The sequence below is a fragment of the Gordonia sp. NPDC003424 genome (assembly GCF_053588655.1).
Genome location: NZ_JBSFQJ010000022.1, coordinates 25,856 through 41,100 on the forward strand (window position 1 = coordinate 25,856; position 15,245 = coordinate 41,100).

The window sequence follows — 15,245 nt, forward strand, 5'->3', positions numbered from 1 at the left end:
CGCGTCAGTCGATGTCGGGCAGGCCGAGCGCCGCCCGCAGCGTCCGCACCACCCCGTTCTCCTCATTGGACGGCGCGACGTACCGCGCCGCCGCGAGGATTTCGGGGTGTGCGTTGGCCATCGCGTACGACCAGTCCGCGGTGCCGAGCATCGCGAGATCGTTGAGATAGTCGCCGAAGACCATGGTCTCGGCCGGGGTGATGCCGAGGCGCTCCTGGACCGCACGCACGGCCACCGATTTGTCGACGCCCGGGGCCATCACGTCGAGCCAGTGGTGTCCGGACACGACGACTTCCTTGTGCCCTTCGACGGCGACGATCGCCGGTGCCGTGACCGCTTCGATCCCGCCGAAGTCGTAGATGGCGACCTTGACGAGTTCGGCGCCGACCGAGCCGAGGTCGTCGACGATCTCGTTCGCGAAGTAGTACGGCCGGACCTGTTCCAGGAAGGGTTCGTCGGATCTCTCGACGAACGATCCGTCCGGCCCGCACAGCACGACACCGAGGTCGGCCGAACCGGCGGCCACCAGCTCGCGAGCGCGCTTCACCACCGTCGCAACGACATCCGCGTCGAGCGGAGCGACGTGCAGCTTCTCGCCGTCGCGCGCGACCACCGACCCGTTCTCCGCGATCACCAGCAGCCCGGGGACCGCGTGTCCGAGCTGATGCAACAGCGTCGCGGCCTGTCGCCCGCTCGCGGGGCTGAACACGATGCCGCGTCGACCGAGTTCGTCGAGCAGCGGCCACAGCGACTCGGGGATGCGTTTGTCCCCGTCGAGGAGGGTGCCGTCCATGTCGGTGACGACGAGGCGGACGTCGGTGGGTACGGGAGGAAGTGCGGTGCTCATCGCCTCCATCATCTCAGACCGGCCAGCTGCCGCCCCGATTTCGGGACGGTGGTCGTGACGAGAGAGTTAGCATGACGAAATGAGCGCCTCATGGACGAGTGCCGCGCTGCTCGAGCTCGACGCCGCCGACGAACTCGAGATCGCCGCCCGGCGGCCGAGCGGAGCCTTGCTGCGCTACGCGTCGATCTGGGTGGTGTGCATCGGAGGCGAGGTCTACGTGCGTACCTGGCATCGCCGTGACACGGGGTGGTATGGGAATGCGGTGAGCACCCGCCGTGCCCGAATCCGGTTTGGCGACAACGAGACCGATGTGAGCATCGCAGATCTGGGTGATGCCGACGACGCGGTGCGCTCGGCCGTCGACGCCGCCTACCGCGCGAAATACCAGCGGTACGGCGCCGGCACCGTCGAGCGGATGGTTTCGGACGTCGCCGCCGAGACGACGCTGCGGTTGCGCCCGGAGTGAGTGGCTCGACAAAGCCGGTCGGCCCGTCCGAAGACGGGCCGACCGTGTGAGAGGGAGCGCGCGCCGCAGGGCGCGCGGTACTACTTGCTCTTCTTCGGGGGTGCGTTCAGCAGCTGAACGAACGGACCGATGTTGGCGGCAACCGCACCCAGCCCGGCGATCGCGGTCCCGGCCAGCGATGCACCCGATCCCAGCAGCAGGGCGCCGCCCACGCAACCGGCGAGCGGTCCGGCGCCGAACAGCAGCACTGCGGGGGCCGACACCACACCGGCGGCAACCGCACCCAGCAGGCAGCCGGTGACCAAACCGGCTGCGGCCCCGACGAATCCGCCGATCGCCGCGGACAGGGTGATGTTGTCCTTGACCCCGGCGACCGCTGCGGAGAGGTCGGCCTTGTGGGCCACCGGCTGGAACCGGGCCAGCAACGGATTGGTGTCCAGGCTCAGGCTCGCGGTCCTGCCTGACGCGACGGCGTTGACCGGGTGGGTGAAGTCGTCGACGGCGACGGTCAGCGGTACACCCGCCACCACAACACCTTTGGCATCACGGAGCAACAGCTGCCCATTTGCCTTGGTGAACGTGCCGGTGTCGGTGGACACCACGACCGAGGCGCCGTGACGAGCCACCTTCCAGTGGGTGGCCGTCTGCGCCGCAGTCAGCGGGGCCGCGTTCGCGGTTCCCACCGCGAGCCCCATGGATGCGATCACCATGACGGCGATCGCCAGCAACCTGTTGAGCTTCATGTGTTGTGTGTTCCCCTCGGAGTGCCGGTCCGGCTGGCCTGAATGTTTTCGCGCTCAACGTAAAGAGGCCAGCGGAGCGTGGCCGAAACGCTCGGCGCATCCGGGGTGCACGGGAGGTGAACAGATGATCGCAATGCGACAAAGACGACATCGATGTCGACCGCTCCAGGAAGCCGGCCGAGCGGTTCTCGAGCGTCCCCGGTGAACGCCCGCACGAGCGACGCCCGCCGCACTGCGATTACCATTGCGACCGAATCCCATCGAACGACGCCGGAGAAATGACGAAGAGTGCGCCGCCAACCCCACCGGGATGGCACCCCGACCCATCGGGTTCCGATCGGCTGCGATGGTGGGACGGCAGCGAGTGGACCGAGCACTACCACGCTTCGAACACACCCGAATCCTCACCGAATCCGAAGCGACGCAACGGTACGAGCGCGTGGAAGATCGGTGGTGGGATCGCGGCCGCCGTCGCCGCGCTCGTCGTGATCGCCACGGTGGCCGCTCCCGATGATGCGGAGACGCCATCGCCCGCCGCGGCGACCACGACGGCGTCGAGCGGCCCGTCCTCCTCGATGACCGGCTCCTCCGCGACCGAGTCCCCGACGACCACCACCTCCGTCCCGGCAGCCGCCTCGACACCGCTCGACGTCGCCGCAACCGCAGCGCTCACCAAGCTCGACACGCTGGCGGTCAAAGGGCGTGCACCGAAGACCGGTTACGACCGGGCCCGGTTCGGGCAGGCGTGGTCCGACGACGTCACCGTCCAAGGCGGCCACAACGGATGCGACACCCGCAACGACCTCCTGAAATCACTGAGCGACGTGGTCATCAAACCGGGCACCCATGGCTGCGTCGTGCTGTCGGGGACGTTGCACGATCCGTACACCGGTCGCACCATTGCGTTCACGCGGGGCGAGAGCACTTCGAACGCCGTCCAGATCGACCACGTCGTGGCACTGCTCGACGCCTGGCAGAAGGGCGCGCAACAACTCAGCGCCGACGAGCGCCGCGATCTGGCCAACGACCCTCGCAACCTGCAGCCCACCGACGGCCCGACCAATGCGCAGAAGGGGGCGGGCGACGCCGCGACATGGTTGCCGCCGAACAAGTCGTACCGCTGCACCTACGTCTCCCGGCAGATCGACGTAAAGGCCGCCTATCGGCTGTGGGTGACCGCCGCCGAGAAGTCGGCCATGCAGCGCGTCCTGACCTCATGTGGCGGCACGATCGCCGCCGCGACGACCACCACACCCACCACCACCGAAGCCGCCGCTGTGCCCCCACCGGCACCGGATACACCGACGACGCAGCACTACGTCGCGCCGCCACCCACCACGCCCGACAGCGGCGCGTACTACAAGAACTGCTCGGCCGCCCGTGCCGCCGGCGCTGCCCCGCTCTACCGCGGACAGCCCGGATATTCCTCCCGGCTCGACCGCGACAACGACGGTGTGGCCTGCGAGAGCTGACCGGCCGTCACAGCCTCGGCTACACCCGGCGGTTACAGTACGCACATGCCCGCCGACGACCGTCTCGACGATCTGGATCGTCGCATCGTCGGAGCGCTTCAGGTCAATGGTCGCGCGTCGTGGCGACGTATCGCGGAAGCACTGGGTGAGTCCTTTTCGACGGTGACCCGCCGCGGCAACGCACTGATCTCCAGTGGTGCCGTACGGGTCGCCACCCTGATCTCGATCAGTTCGACACATGTCGTCTATGTCGACGCCGAACCGCGGCACATCGACGCGGTCGCACATGCCCTCGCAGCGGACTCACACAGCGTCTTCGTCTACCGGCTCGGCGGAACCCCGACGATCGTCGCGGAAATCAACATGGATGTGGCGAACCTGGCGGACTTCTCTCAGCAGCTCGCCATGGCACACGACGGCGTCCGCTCCGTGCACGTCGAACCCGTCTTGCGCTACTTCCAGACGGTCGCGGGATGGCGGCCGCCGGTGCTCACCGATGCGGAGGTCGAGGCACTCGATCCGCATCACCCACCCGAGGCACTCGGCGCGGCGCGGGTGTTCGGCGACCCCGACGCCGCCATCATCCGAGCCCTCGGGCGCGACGGACGCACCCCGTTGAACGTCATCGCCGACGACGCCGGAATCCCGGAGACCACGGCACGGCGGCGGGTAGACAGCCTGTTCAGCGCGGGTCTCGTCCACACCAGAGTGGTGATCGAACCGGCGCGCCTGGGCCTCCCGGTCGAGGCGATGCTGTGGATCCAGGCGAATCCCGCGGTGCTCGTCGAAGTCGGTCAGGCCCTGGAGGCCCTCCCCGCCGTTCGTTACGCCGCACTGGTGATGGGTGGCGCATCACTCATCGTCGACGTGACGCTGCGTTCGTTCGGCGAATTGCAGCAGCTGTTGATCGAGAACGAATGGGCATCGCGGGTGCTGTCGGTGCGCTCCGAACTGGTACTCGCGTCCTACAAACGCAGCGGTATCACCACCCACTGACCACGGTCTCGGGTGTTTCGGCCACGTGACGGACCCATTACGTTGTCCACCAATTTTGCGCTATCTCTTGACACACAGTGTGTGTGATGCCACATACTTGTGACTCATACCGCCATGTATTGGTGAGTTATTGAATCAAACAACCAAAGGAGCGTCACATGGTCGCGGATATCGTGCAGCTGAGCGCCTGCGAGATGCGGGACGCGGTCCGCCGGCGGACCCTGTCCTCTCGCGAGATCGTCGATGCGCATCTCGACCGCATCGACGAAGTCAATCCCGCGATCAACGCGCTGGTGACCGTCGATCCGGACGGTGCACGCGCCGCGGCGGATGCCGCGGACCGCGCCCTCGCCGCCGGTGTGACGCCCGGACCGCTGCACGGACTGCCGGTGACGATCAAGGACACGCACGCGACCGCCGGGATGCGCACCACCTCGGGATCGACACTGTTCGCCGAGCACGTGCCGGACACCGATCACGAGTGCGTGCGTCGTATCGGTGCCGCCGGCGCCATCCGGCTCGGCAAGACCAACGTGCCCGAGATGGCCGCCGGTTCCCACACGTTCAACTCGGTCTTCGGCACCACCTACAACCCCTATGACCTGACGCGCTCGGCCGGCGGCAGCTCCGGAGGTGCCGCCGCGGCGCTGGCGGCACGGATGACCCCGCTCGCCGACGGCTCCGACATGGGCGGCTCGCTACGAAACCCGGCGTCGTTCTGCAACATCGTCGGGTTGCGGCCCACACCGGGCGTCGTCCCGAATCCGACCGGCAACCTCGGATTCTCGCCGCTCGGGGTGCTGGGACCGATGGGGCGCACCGTCGACGACGTCGCCCTGCTGCTGTCGGCGATGGCCGGCGGCCACCCGGCCGATCCGCTCAGCACCGGCCGCCCGGCACCGTCCTCCGATCAGGCGGTCGCGTCACTCGCGGGCCTCCGCGTGGCCTGGGCGCCGACACTCGACAACCGAATCCCGGTGGAGCCCGAGGTCCTCAAGGTGCTCGAGCCGTTCGTCGGCTCGCTGAGTGGCCACGGCGCCGACGTCGACCTCGCCTGCCCGGATCTCACATTCGCCGAACAGGTCTTCCGGGATCTGCGTGCCGCGGAGTTCGCCCTCGACCTGTCCGATCTGCTCGCCGCTCATCCCGAGGCATTCAAGCCCGACCTCGCGTGGAACATCCGCTGCGGGCAGGAACTCTCGGCAAGCGACGTCACCGCGGCGTTCCGCGATCTGACCACCCTGCACCGAATCGCCGCTTCATTCTTCGAGAGCTACGACGTACTGGTCGCCCCGACCAGTCAGGTGACGCCGTTCGATGCTTCGCTGACCTACCCGACCGAGGTCAACGGTGTGCCGCAGGAGTCCTACCTCGACTGGATGCGAGCCAGCTATCTTCTGACGCCGCTGGGTATCCCGGCGCTCGCCATCCCGGTCGGCTTCACCGACGACGGACTCCCCGTCGGCCTGCAACTACTGACCCCCGCGCACACCGAGAGGAGGCTGTTGTCGATCGGGCGTGCACTCGAAGCGCTCGCACCCGCGGCGGGTATCGCACCGTCGATCACCCATTGACCTGATCGCGAATCGACCGACGCTGACGTCGGAGCACACGCAAACACATCGCACCCGGCGGATCGGATCTGTCCATCCCTCCGCACTTTCGAACCCGAAAGATATCCCATGAGAACACAACTCGCCAGTCCCCGGCGAATCGCCATCGCGGCGATCCCGGGCGCCGCCTTCCTCATCACCCCATTCCTGCCGTTCGTCAACACCGACTCCCTCTGGTTCGGCGTGCCATCGGTGCTGGTCTGGACGTTCGGCTGTGTGCTCCTCACGGTCGTCGCCATGAACCTCGTCGAGTTCAGCTATCGCCGTGACGGCGGTCTCGAAACCGACGCCGCCGAAATGGAATTGGAAGCCGCCCTGTCCGCAGCCAACCGGGAGGCGACCCGATGATCCTGGGTATCACCATCGTCGGAATCGCCCTCATCGCGGCGATCGGCATGTCCGGGCGCACCCGCGCCCGTGACGTCGAGTCCTGGGCAGTTGCCGAACGCGACATCCCTCGCTGGACATCGTGGTTCCTCCAGGCCGGAGAATCCCTCACGACCTTCAGCTTCCTCGGTCTGGCGGGCATCGCATTCGCCGGCGGGGCCAGCGCCACCTTCGCCGTGGCATACCTATCGCTGTCGGCCGTACTCCTGTATTTCGTCGCGCCCCGGATCCGTACGCTCTCGATAGGCAAAGGCTATGTGACGCAGGCAGATTTCCTCGCCGACCGCTTCCGGTCGCGTGCTCTCGGCCGGGTCGTCGCGGTGGTGGGCGCCTTGAGCCTCATCCCTTACCTGCAGTTGCAGATCACCGGACTCGGGCTGATCGTCCAGCTCGCCTCCGGTTCCGAGGCGGCCCGGGGGCTGTCCATGGTCATCGCCAGCATCCTCGTCGCGCTCTTCGTGACCCGTTCCGGCATTCGTGGTATCGCTCGCGTGGCCTACTTGAAGGACATCCTGATGGTGGTGGCGCTGCTGGTGGTGGCGGGCGGTGTGATGATCTCGCTCGGCGGCATTCCTGCGGTCTTCCAGACTGTGGCACAACATGATCCGACCATGCTCACCCTGCATGCGACGGGCTTCGACACCACCTTCTTCGTGACGGCCGTCATCGTGACGACCTTGGCCGCGGGATTCAACACCTTCCCGCATCTGTGGCCGCCGGTGCTCGCTGCACGCAGCGCCGAAGTGTTGCGGTCGAACTACAAGTGGCTCGCGCTCTATCAGCTGGCGTTGTTCCTCCCGATCTTCATCGGGTTCGCCGCGGTCCTGGTGATCAGCCCGTCGACCCCGTCGAACGGCGCCCTGCTCGGCATCACCACGCATACGCTGCCGGACTGGTTGGTGGGTCTGGTCGCGGTCGCCGGCGCATCGGCCGCCATGGTTCCGTCGGCAGGTATCGCGATGGGTATCTCCACGCTCGTCACCCGCAACCTGATCACGATCAAGAACCCGCGGATCGCGTTGCGCGTCAATCACGGTGTCGTGGTGCTCGCGACGATCGCCGCACTGTCGTTCGGGCTCAAGAAGTCCAACATCACCGAACTGCTGCTGATCACCTATGGCGGACTCGCGCAGCTCATCCCGGCCATCGTCATCGCACTCGCGTCGCGGGTACGGGTGGGCGCGGTGCCGGTCCTGCTCGGCGCCATCGCCGGCATCACCAGCGTCATCGTGCTGACGTTTGCGGAGGTGCCGATCGGCAGTTGGGACTCCGGGCTGGTCTCGCTGGCACCCAATCTCCTCGTTCTCATTGTTGCCGAGGCGATTCGGCGGGCGTTTCGTCCGGCACCCGCGAAGAGCCCGGTCACCGTGGAGGCCCCGGTAGCGGTTGGAAGCTGACCCGGTCGGCTCCACGATCTCTCCCCCGGCGGGATGACAGTGGATTGACCGTTGGCATGGGGCACGTCTGTGGATGGGTCTCGAGTGCACTACGCACTCGAGGCCCGTCCGCAGGTGTGCTGCATGCCGTGGTGTCGGTCACCGCCAGCGCAGCGCTCGGGCCGGGCACAATCTGATCGCCTGCCCACCCTCGCCGGAGTCGATCGGCACGTCCGCGATGATCGGATAGCCCCATTCGTCGAGAGTCACTGCGGGGCCGAGGAGTTGGGCGCACACCCCATGGCCCGTGCAGGCGATGCGGTCGACCCCCAGACGGGTCTGTTCGCCGGCGGGGGCGACACCGGCGATCCGGTCACGAAGCGACATGGCGAACTCCCGGTCGGTGGTCACGCAGGGCGGGTAGCCGATGGCCGTACATCCGTAGAGCCGAGGCGAGGAAGTTGGCGACGCCATCGGGGTGACGACAGCTTCCGCGGCCGGGTAGCAGCGCGAGGCGACGCCGGAACCGGCGCCAATCCTCGTGCGACGCTTCACCGGAGGCAACCATCGCCAGGTCGTCGGCCACCGCGGGAAGCCCGAACATGCAAGGCCCGCACTGCCCTGCCGATTCCGCCGCGGCATACTCGACGACCTGGGTGATGAACGGCCACGGATCGACCCGCGCGTCGACGACGTGCACGATCGCCGGCCCGATACGCAGGCCGTGCTCCCCTAATCCCGCGCGTGACCACGCCACCCCGGCCGCGCCGGACAGCGGCAGGAAACCGCCACCGATACCGTTGAGCCACAGCACTTCTGAACGGGCGACGAGTCCACCGGCCAGATCGATCAGACCGCCGACGGAGGTTCCCGCATACGTCTCGTAGACACCGGGGCGTGCCACGACCCCGCTGATCGTCGCCAGCCGCGGCCCGGGTTCGTCCGCGGTGCCCGTCGAGCGGAACCATCGTGGTCCTCGCTGCACGATCTGCTCTATGCGCCACAGCGTTTCGGCGTTGAGGACAAGCGTCGGCGGAATCGCCCGGCCGTCGGGTGCGAGTACTCCGGAGACGAGGGGCGACGTTCGTGACAGCGGCCGCGCCAGTCCGCCGTTGGCCAGGTTGGCCAGTGCCGATTCTTCGCTGGAGACGTAGCGGTGCGGCACGCTCAGGGACGGCATGCCGGCCTGCTGGAGCGTCTGCAGTGTTGCTGAATCCCGGTGCGCGGCAATCCGGAAGCGATCGCCGACGATCCGCCGGGCAGCGGTGACCACCTCGTCGAGATGCCGGGCGATCACCCATCCGTCTTTGGCCGCACCGTGTTCGCCGTCGCACGCGTTGACGATCAGCTCGGCATTGTTGCGTTGCGCCGCTGCGATCTTCACCGCGGTCGGGAATTCCCCACCACCGCGCCCGGTGAGCCCGGCGTCGGCGATCAGATCTGCGAGAGTTGTCACATCCACTCCTGGGATAGCGCCACCCGTCGGCGACGGCGGTCCGGCGAGGCATGGACGAGGCGCCATGCGAGCGCCGCAAGCATGGTCACCCCGCAGGCGAGGGTGATGCCGAGCAGGACGGGCTGGTCGTCGGTCGCCATCAGGAAACCGTGGATCACCGCCAGCGCCGCGAATGCGTATCCGGCCCAATGGATCGTGCGCCACCGATGCTCCGGTACCCGGTGACGCAGGAGCGACGTGATGACGATCGCCGCGACCACGTCGAGCGCCAGCGTGCCGAATGCGACGCCGACCGGTTGATATCCGGAGGTGAAGGGGACGATCGCGGCGATCCACCCGATGTCGACGTAGGTGTCGACGATCGCCGTGACCACATGCAACCCGAGGAACACCACGGCGCCGAGCGCCAGCGTCCGGTGCAGGGCGGTGATCACCAGCGCGGACGACGCCTGCGTCCGGCGCGGACTCGCCGTCGCGGCACCCAGCACGACGACCGAGGTGAACAAGACGAGGGTGGCGACGCCGGCCCCACGCGACAGGAACCACAACCAGATACCACTCATCGCCGACTCCCTGCCGTGTTCATCGTGTCGTCGTCGAGCGGCCAGCCGCCGACTCGGTGTCGTTTCCCCGCGGTCGTGATCAACAACGCCGGGATGTGGCGCGCGGTCAGCCAGTCGATCGCGTCGTCACCCAGGATGACGGCCGCGGTCGCGGCGGCGTTGGCCTGCAGGGCGGTCGGACCGGCGCAGGTGATCTGCGCCCACCGGGTGTCGGCGGGAAGACCGGTCCGGGGGTCGATGATGTGATGGTGTGCGCGGCCATCGTGAGTCCAGGTACGGGCCTGGGTCGACGAGGTGGCGAAGGCCTGGTTGTGCGACGCGGTCACCGTGTGCCGGGTGCGGCCGTCTGCGTCGGCGACCCCGATCCGCCACCCGTGCCGAGGTGGTCGGCCAGCGGTGGCGAGGTCGCCGCCCAGGTCGACGAGTACGCCACCGCCGACCTCCGCGGCGATCAGACGCGCGAACTCGTCGGCGGCGTATGCCTTTGCGCTGGCGCCGAGGTCGAGCCGGGTGCCGGCACGCAGGGTCAGAGTCTGACCGTCGAGCCGCGCTGGGTCGATTGGTGCCGGTTCCGGTGGCGCCGAACGGCGTCGCGGCGCGCGACTGCGCACGCGGGCGAGATCGTCGTCGTAGCCGGCGTCGCAGAGTGCCTGTCCGACCGCGGGAGTCACGAGTCCTTCGGTCAACGCCTCGGTCCGGAGGGCGGCTCGCAGGCAGGCGGCCAGCAGGCCCGACACCCGGACGATGATCTCGTCATCCCTGAGGCCGTGCGCGGCGGTGCTCGCCGCGTTGATCCGGCTGATCTCGGCGTCGGCCCGGAACCGCGACGCGGCGCGGTCGAGGTCGTCGAGCAGTGCGGCGAGCATGGTCCGGGCGGAGGGCAGGGCGACGGAGTCGGTGGTGACCAACCGGATGTGGGTGCCGATGGCCGCGAAGTCGACGGCGTAGGTGCAGTCGCGCTCGACGAGGGCGGTCATCAGGATGCCCCGGTGTTGGCGTGGGGGCAGTCGCGATCGATGAGGGCGGTCATCAGGATGCCCCGGTGTTGGCGTGGGGGCTGCCGCCGCCGCCCTGGAAGGGTGCGGTGTCCGACCAGCCCGGCGAGGTGGTGTCGGAGTTGCCCGACGACGATCCGCCGTCCGAACCGCTGCTCGTGCTCCCGGAATCCGGGGTCTCACCCGAGGTGGGCGTGGTGCTCGGCGTGCTCGAGGAGGCGGGCGCATCGGCGTGCGTGACGGCGGCCAGCCCGCCGGCGATGCCGGCGGTGGCGACGACGCCGGCGGCGCACGCGGCCGCCGTCATCCAGCGGACTCTGACGAGGTTCGCGTTCGGCGCCATTCGTGGACTCCTCGGGTGACCGTCCAGTCGGTCACGACCTCAGGACTTGGTGGGTTGGTCACCATGGTCCACACGGATCCTTAAGACTCGCTGTAAGCGAGCTTGGGGTCGGTTGCGTGCGGCGTTATGTCTCGGGCAACGGCCGCCCCGACTGCTGCGACCACAGCATCGGGTCGTCGTGGAGCAGGCGATTGCGACCCTTGCGCCGGTAGCGCCAGATCTGCAGCGCGCCGATGCCCCAGAGGAGGAACTGCGACGACATCGCCCAGGTGAATGCCTCACGGGTGTAGCCCGCGACGCCGTCCGGTGTGCGCCAGTCGAGGATGATACCGATCATGGCCACCGTGATCAGGCTGGCGAAGAAGCCGCCCTGGTTGATGATTCCGGTGGCGGTACCCACCCGGAACAGCGGGTTGGATGTCCGTCCGACGTCGAACCCGACCATCGACGCCGGACCGCCCATCCCGCACACGACGACGAGGGCGACGAGCAGCCAGTACGGTGCATCGCCGGGCCAGGACAGCACCACCGCCCACATGGTGGCGATCGAGGCGATCACCAGCAGCACGAGCGTCGAACGGTGCCACGGCCACCGGGTGATCAGCCACGCGAATGCCGGGCCGAAGGCCATGATCGAGAGCACCATGATCGTCAGCAGCACGCCGGCCGACTCCGAACTCATGCTCTCCCGCTGCACGAAGAACGGGTAGCCCCACAGCAGCCCGAGTACCGTCGCACTGAACTGGGTGGAGAAATGCATCCAGAACCCGAGTCGGGTGCCCGGATGTTCCCACGACGCCCACACGCTCGCGCGGATTCCGGCCAACCCCAGTGCGGGGCCCGACGTCGACCGCGCGTCGACCGAGTCGCGCACCACCACCAACGCGACGACGAGCAGCACCGCACCCATCGCGGCGGTGACGAGATAGGCGCGGGTCCAGCCCAGCGTCGACAACGCCCAGGTCATCGGCACCGCTGCGGCGACCGCGCCGAGCTGGCCCAGCACACCGGTCAACTGTGTCATCAGCGGGATGCGGCGGACCGGGAACCACGAGGTGACCAGGCGCAGCACGCACACGAACGTCATCGCGTCGCCGACCCCGACGAAGAATCGCGACGACAGCGCCCACCCGTAGTTGTCGGCGAACGCGAAGCTCAGCTGAGCGCACGTGAGGATCAGGGTGCCCGTCAGCAGCACGCGCCGCGGCCCGAATCGGTCGACCAGGAGGCCGACCGGCACCTGCATCAGCGCATAGATCAGCAGCTGCAGCACGACGAAGGTCGACAGCTGCGAGGCACTGATGTCGAAACGCTCCGCGGCCAGCAAACCGGCGACCGCGAGCGACGACCGGTGCAGGACCGCGACGAAGTAGACCGCGAGCCCGACGAGCCAGATCGTCATCGCCTGGGAAGTGCGGGGTCGTCCGATCACCATCGATGGCTCGGCGGCTGGGGCATCTCGTCGGGGTCGATCACCTGTTCATTGTCCACCGCCGGTGCGCACTACCCGGCCGGCGGGCCTGCCCCACGCGCCAGCCGGGCGAGGCCGTCGAAGTCGATCGGGTGCACCAGCGGATCGGCGTGCCGGTGGACCAGACGCCAGTCGGTGCCGTCGTGGCGGTAGACGAGTGTGATGCGCAGCGACCAGTCCTGCTCGCGTCCGCCAACCGTGCCGTGCTGACGTTCGATGCCGACCAGCACCGCGAGGTCCTCGCACGCGTAAGTCGCGAAGACTTCCAGGGTGGCGTCACCGCCCTGGAAGAACTCCGCCGTCGCGCGCTTCGCCTCGTCGGAGTGATCGGAGTCGGGACCCGGTTCCCCGCCGAACGGCCCCAGCAACGTGAAATCGTCCGTGTGCCTGACCAATTCCAGGTAACGGTCGACCTCGCCGTTGATGTACGCGACAGCGGCATCGTCGTTGCGCCGGATGAGGTCGTCCAGCGCGGGTGACTGACGTCGGGTCACCCGCGCAGTGGCTCGGTCGTCGCTCTCAACCAACGTACTCACTCTTTGATTCGGCGGGTTGCATGCGGAGTTCGCCCCGGTGACGTACCCAGCCGACCACGGACCAGGTGACATGACCCCCGACGATCACGGCTACCCATCGAGCGACGGGAACCAGATGCGCGCGCCGACCTGGATGAGGTTCGGATCGGCAATCGCGTTGGCAGCGGCCACCATCGCGACCAGGGTGCGCGTTCGTTCGTCACCGCCGTCGCCGTAGTTGTGCTCGACAAGCGCCCACAGGGTGTCCCCGGCGACCACGGTGTGCCGGCGGTTCAACCCGGGCTGGATCACCACTTGGCCCGGCATCGGCTCGTCAAAGCGCCGATTCGCGACGGCCACCATGGTCCAGAGGAGCGGGTCGCCATACCATCGCTCGGCGAGCACCTTCCATGTCTCGCCGTGCACCACCGTGTGATGGTCGGGGTCGTTGAGGTCGGGGATCACCAGCCATTCACCGACGACAAGGTTGCGCTGGGCAGCTCCGTTCGGGATCTCGAAGACCTCACTGAGCGTCGCGTCTCCGTAGAAGCGATTCGCGATGGACTGTTTGGTGTCGCCATTGGCCACCCGATATCTGAATGTGACGCCTGGAATCTCCAGAATCTGCCCGACGGAGATCTTGTCGGGATCGGGGATGCGGTTGAACGCGCTGATGACCCCGAACAGCCGGCCGTCACCGTACAAGCGCTGAGCAATGCCGGAGAGCGTATCGCCGCGGACGACTTGATATTTGACAATCATTGGTTGGCTCCTCGTCTGTGTGCCGACGCACGCCGCGGCGCCACGACTCTCAGAATCCCGTGACCGAGGGCGGATGTCGTGAGTAGTCGACTACCCCATCGATTGGACCCGGCGGCCGCCGCGGTGACGGCAGGCGGAGCGTGATCCGCGCCCGATGACCGTTACCTGCACGTGACCCCGACGACTATCCGGCAACATCCCGCGACGATCACGCTGTGCATCGCGCAGCCCCTCGTAGCGTTGGCGGCGAACGTCCATCTGTCCAAGGAGCACCCCATGGCGAACTATCGAGTCATCGACGCGCACGGAGATATCCGGGCCGAGAAGGAGTTTGACGACTCGCCTACCGCCTACAACTGGTTCAAGACCGAGCAGGCGCCCGACGACGAACTCGGCATGGCCATGCAGGTGTGGGAGAACGACGAGTGGAAGACCTTCGACATCACCGACGGCGGAACCAATCCCGGGCCGTCCGATGACGCCTGACACCGACCATGGATCTCTTCGCCGGCATCCCGGTCAGCGACCTGCCACGCGCCGTCGACTGGTTCGACCGGCTTCTCGGTGACGTGGAGTCGTATCACCCGAACGACATCGAGCGGATCTGGACGGTGATCGAGCACGGTCATGTCTATGTCGTGGTCGCGCCCGAGGACGCCGGGCACGGGCGGGTCACGCTCTTCGTCGAGGACCTGAACGGATTCCTCACGTCGGCGGCCGGCCGGGGCGTCGAGCCAGAATCACATCAGGCCTACGCCAATGGCGTGCACAAGGCCGTGTTCCGCGATCCGGACGGCAACGAGGTCGGGGTGGGCGGTCTGGGGTGATGGGGCGCAGTCCGGGATCGATCCCAGCTCCGTCACCTGCGGTGTCGCCCCGACGACTGCCGCGGCATCAAGGTGGGCAGCGCCTTGCGGATCGGGTCCCGCACCGGTTGCTCGGCCTGCATCAATTCGAGGCGGTCGATGCGATCAGATCGAAGGGGGTGCGCATCGATGTCAAAGGTACGGGCAGGTGTGCCGCGAGCGGCGTGTCGTTGTAGCCCACGACAGCGAGATCGTCGCCAATCGTCAGCCCATGTCGGTGCGCAGCCGCGTAGAGCCCTACCGCAATGTTGTCGTTGGCCGCGAAAACCGCAGTGGGACGACTTTTTTGCGACAACAGCTCGCCACCTCCGAGGTCGCCCTCGGTGATCCCGTAGCCGACTGCGGTGTCAAGGGGGTCGAGGTCACTTTCTCGG

General features: G+C 67.7%; 18 protein-coding genes and 1 pseudogene. 9 read left to right on the forward strand and 10 right to left on the reverse strand.

The annotated features are described in order from the left end of the window. Positions 1-4: 4 nt before the first annotated feature. On the reverse strand, positions 5-847 hold the full coding sequence (locus ACWDTI_RS23575; RefSeq protein ID WP_449740560.1) for a Cof-type HAD-IIB family hydrolase: 843 nt from the start codon (positions 845-847) through the stop codon (positions 5-7). A gap of 79 nt (positions 848-926) precedes the next feature. Here ACWDTI_RS23575 and ACWDTI_RS23580 point away from each other — a divergent pair, with 79 nt between their 5' ends. Further along, entirely contained in the window at positions 927-1,313 is a 387-nt protein-coding gene (locus tag ACWDTI_RS23580) for a DUF2255 family protein (protein WP_449740561.1), read from the forward strand. 80 nt (positions 1,314-1,393) lie between these two features. Here the strand turns inward: ACWDTI_RS23580 and ACWDTI_RS23585 are convergent, their stop codons facing one another. Further along, on the reverse strand, positions 1,394-2,056 hold the full coding sequence (locus tag ACWDTI_RS23585) for a hypothetical protein (RefSeq protein WP_449740562.1): 663 nt from the start codon (positions 2,054-2,056) through the stop codon (positions 1,394-1,396). 278 nt (positions 2,057-2,334) lie between these two features. On the opposite strand from ACWDTI_RS23585, the gene ACWDTI_RS23590 reads away from it, so the two are divergent. The 5 genes from ACWDTI_RS23590 (at position 2,335) to ACWDTI_RS23610 (ending at position 7,921) form a co-directional block, all read left to right on the forward strand. Beyond that, complete coding sequence (locus ACWDTI_RS23590) at positions 2,335-3,528, forward strand: GmrSD restriction endonuclease domain-containing protein (RefSeq protein WP_449740563.1); 1,194 nt, start codon at positions 2,335-2,337, stop codon at positions 3,526-3,528. Positions 3,529-3,573: 45 nt separating this feature from the next. After that, positions 3,574-4,524 (forward strand): Lrp/AsnC family transcriptional regulator, encoded by a 951-nt coding sequence (locus tag ACWDTI_RS23595; RefSeq protein ID WP_449740564.1) that lies wholly within the window; start codon positions 3,574-3,576, stop codon positions 4,522-4,524. A 158-nt stretch (positions 4,525-4,682) separates the two neighbouring features. Further along, complete coding sequence (locus ACWDTI_RS23600) at positions 4,683-6,098, forward strand: amidase (RefSeq protein ID WP_449740565.1); 1,416 nt, start codon at positions 4,683-4,685, stop codon at positions 6,096-6,098. Positions 6,099-6,206: 108 nt separating this feature from the next. Then, on the forward strand, positions 6,207-6,485 hold the full coding sequence (locus ACWDTI_RS23605) for a hypothetical protein (RefSeq protein ID WP_449740566.1): 279 nt from the start codon (positions 6,207-6,209) through the stop codon (positions 6,483-6,485). Beyond that, entirely contained in the window at positions 6,482-7,921 is a 1,440-nt protein-coding gene (locus ACWDTI_RS23610; RefSeq protein WP_449740567.1) for a sodium:solute symporter family protein, read from the forward strand. Before ACWDTI_RS23605 ends, ACWDTI_RS23610 begins: the two co-directional genes overlap by 4 nt. 138 nt (positions 7,922-8,059) lie before the next feature. Here the strand turns inward: ACWDTI_RS23610 and ACWDTI_RS23615 are convergent, their stop codons facing one another. Genes ACWDTI_RS23615 through ACWDTI_RS23630 form a run of 4 tightly spaced genes read right to left on the reverse strand, consistent with a single transcriptional unit; the run spans position 8,060 to position 10,896 of the window. Further along, the gene (locus tag ACWDTI_RS23615; RefSeq protein ID WP_449740568.1) at positions 8,060-8,287 is read right to left on the reverse strand and encodes a ferredoxin; all 228 of its coding nucleotides are present in this window, start codon (positions 8,285-8,287) and stop codon (positions 8,060-8,062) included. After that, the gene (locus ACWDTI_RS23620; protein ID WP_449740569.1) at positions 8,274-9,356 is read right to left on the reverse strand and encodes an NADH-ubiquinone oxidoreductase-F iron-sulfur binding region domain-containing protein; all 1,083 of its coding nucleotides are present in this window, start codon (positions 9,354-9,356) and stop codon (positions 8,274-8,276) included. Before ACWDTI_RS23620 ends, ACWDTI_RS23615 begins: the two co-directional genes overlap by 14 nt. Next, on the reverse strand, positions 9,353-9,919 hold the full coding sequence (locus tag ACWDTI_RS23625; protein ID WP_449740570.1) for a ferric reductase-like transmembrane domain-containing protein: 567 nt from the start codon (positions 9,917-9,919) through the stop codon (positions 9,353-9,355). Before ACWDTI_RS23625 ends, ACWDTI_RS23620 begins: the two co-directional genes overlap by 4 nt. Then, the gene (locus ACWDTI_RS23630) at positions 9,916-10,896 is read right to left on the reverse strand and encodes an FAD:protein FMN transferase (RefSeq protein ID WP_449740571.1); all 981 of its coding nucleotides are present in this window, start codon (positions 10,894-10,896) and stop codon (positions 9,916-9,918) included. The genes ACWDTI_RS23625 and ACWDTI_RS23630 overlap by 4 nt, the downstream gene beginning before the upstream one ends. A gap of 20 nt (positions 10,897-10,916) precedes the next feature. Between ACWDTI_RS23630 and ACWDTI_RS23635 the strand changes: the two genes are divergently transcribed. After that, positions 10,917-11,276: a hypothetical protein gene (locus ACWDTI_RS23635; protein ID WP_449740572.1), complete on the forward strand. Its 360-nt coding sequence runs from the start codon at positions 10,917-10,919 to the stop codon at positions 11,274-11,276. A 105-nt stretch (positions 11,277-11,381) separates the two neighbouring features. Here ACWDTI_RS23635 and ACWDTI_RS23640 read toward each other — a convergent pair whose 3' ends face one another. The 3 genes from ACWDTI_RS23640 to ACWDTI_RS23650 all read right to left on the reverse strand — a co-directional run bounded on the left by ACWDTI_RS23640 (position 11,382) and on the right by ACWDTI_RS23650 (position 14,005). Beyond that, the gene (locus tag ACWDTI_RS23640; protein WP_449740573.1) at positions 11,382-12,692 is read right to left on the reverse strand and encodes an MFS transporter; all 1,311 of its coding nucleotides are present in this window, start codon (positions 12,690-12,692) and stop codon (positions 11,382-11,384) included. Between the two features lie 68 nt (positions 12,693-12,760). Further along, positions 12,761-13,264: a nuclear transport factor 2 family protein gene (locus ACWDTI_RS23645; protein WP_449740574.1), complete on the reverse strand. Its 504-nt coding sequence runs from the start codon at positions 13,262-13,264 to the stop codon at positions 12,761-12,763. A 90-nt stretch (positions 13,265-13,354) separates the two neighbouring features. Next, the gene (locus ACWDTI_RS23650; protein ID WP_449740575.1) at positions 13,355-14,005 is read right to left on the reverse strand and encodes a LysM peptidoglycan-binding domain-containing protein; all 651 of its coding nucleotides are present in this window, start codon (positions 14,003-14,005) and stop codon (positions 13,355-13,357) included. A gap of 276 nt (positions 14,006-14,281) precedes the next feature. On the opposite strand from ACWDTI_RS23650, the gene ACWDTI_RS23655 reads away from it, so the two are divergent. Then, on the forward strand, positions 14,282-14,491 hold the full coding sequence (locus ACWDTI_RS23655) for a hypothetical protein (protein WP_449740576.1): 210 nt from the start codon (positions 14,282-14,284) through the stop codon (positions 14,489-14,491). A gap of 8 nt (positions 14,492-14,499) precedes the next feature. Next, positions 14,500-14,832 (forward strand): VOC family protein, encoded by a 333-nt coding sequence (locus ACWDTI_RS23660; protein WP_449740577.1) that lies wholly within the window; start codon positions 14,500-14,502, stop codon positions 14,830-14,832. A gap of 32 nt (positions 14,833-14,864) precedes the next feature. Here ACWDTI_RS23660 and ACWDTI_RS23665 read toward each other — a convergent pair. Next, a pseudogene (locus tag ACWDTI_RS23665) lies at positions 14,865-15,208 on the reverse strand (substrate-binding domain-containing protein); the annotation flags it as partial. Positions 15,209-15,245: the final 37 nt, after the last annotated feature.

Coding starts and splice junctions, on each gene's coding strand:
- ACWDTI_RS23575 (WP_449740560.1), bottom strand. CDS start 847: ATGAGCACCGCACTTCCTCCCGTACCCACCGACGTCCGCCTCGTCGTC.
- ACWDTI_RS23580 (WP_449740561.1), top strand. CDS start 927: ATGAGCGCCTCATGGACGAGTGCCGCGCTGCTCGAGCTCGACGCCGCC.
- ACWDTI_RS23585 (WP_449740562.1), bottom strand. CDS start 2,056: ATGAAGCTCAACAGGTTGCTGGCGATCGCCGTCATGGTGATCGCATCC.
- ACWDTI_RS23590 (WP_449740563.1), top strand. CDS start 2,335: ATGACGAAGAGTGCGCCGCCAACCCCACCGGGATGGCACCCCGACCCA.
- ACWDTI_RS23595 (WP_449740564.1), top strand. CDS start 3,574: ATGCCCGCCGACGACCGTCTCGACGATCTGGATCGTCGCATCGTCGGA.
- ACWDTI_RS23600 (WP_449740565.1), top strand. CDS start 4,683: ATGGTCGCGGATATCGTGCAGCTGAGCGCCTGCGAGATGCGGGACGCG.
- ACWDTI_RS23605 (WP_449740566.1), top strand. CDS start 6,207: ATGAGAACACAACTCGCCAGTCCCCGGCGAATCGCCATCGCGGCGATC.
- ACWDTI_RS23610 (WP_449740567.1), top strand. CDS start 6,482: ATGATCCTGGGTATCACCATCGTCGGAATCGCCCTCATCGCGGCGATC.
- ACWDTI_RS23615 (WP_449740568.1), bottom strand. CDS start 8,287: ATGTCGCTTCGTGACCGGATCGCCGGTGTCGCCCCCGCCGGCGAACAG.
- ACWDTI_RS23625 (WP_449740570.1), bottom strand. CDS start 9,919: ATGAGTGGTATCTGGTTGTGGTTCCTGTCGCGTGGGGCCGGCGTCGCC.
- ACWDTI_RS23630 (WP_449740571.1), bottom strand. CDS start 10,896: ATGACCGCCCTCGTCGAGCGCGACTGCACCTACGCCGTCGACTTCGCG.
- ACWDTI_RS23640 (WP_449740573.1), bottom strand. CDS start 12,692: ATGGTGATCGGACGACCCCGCACTTCCCAGGCGATGACGATCTGGCTC.
- ACWDTI_RS23650 (WP_449740575.1), bottom strand. CDS start 14,005: ATGATTGTCAAATATCAAGTCGTCCGCGGCGATACGCTCTCCGGCATT.
- ACWDTI_RS23655 (WP_449740576.1), top strand. CDS start 14,282: ATGGCGAACTATCGAGTCATCGACGCGCACGGAGATATCCGGGCCGAG.
- ACWDTI_RS23660 (WP_449740577.1), top strand. CDS start 14,500: ATGGATCTCTTCGCCGGCATCCCGGTCAGCGACCTGCCACGCGCCGTC.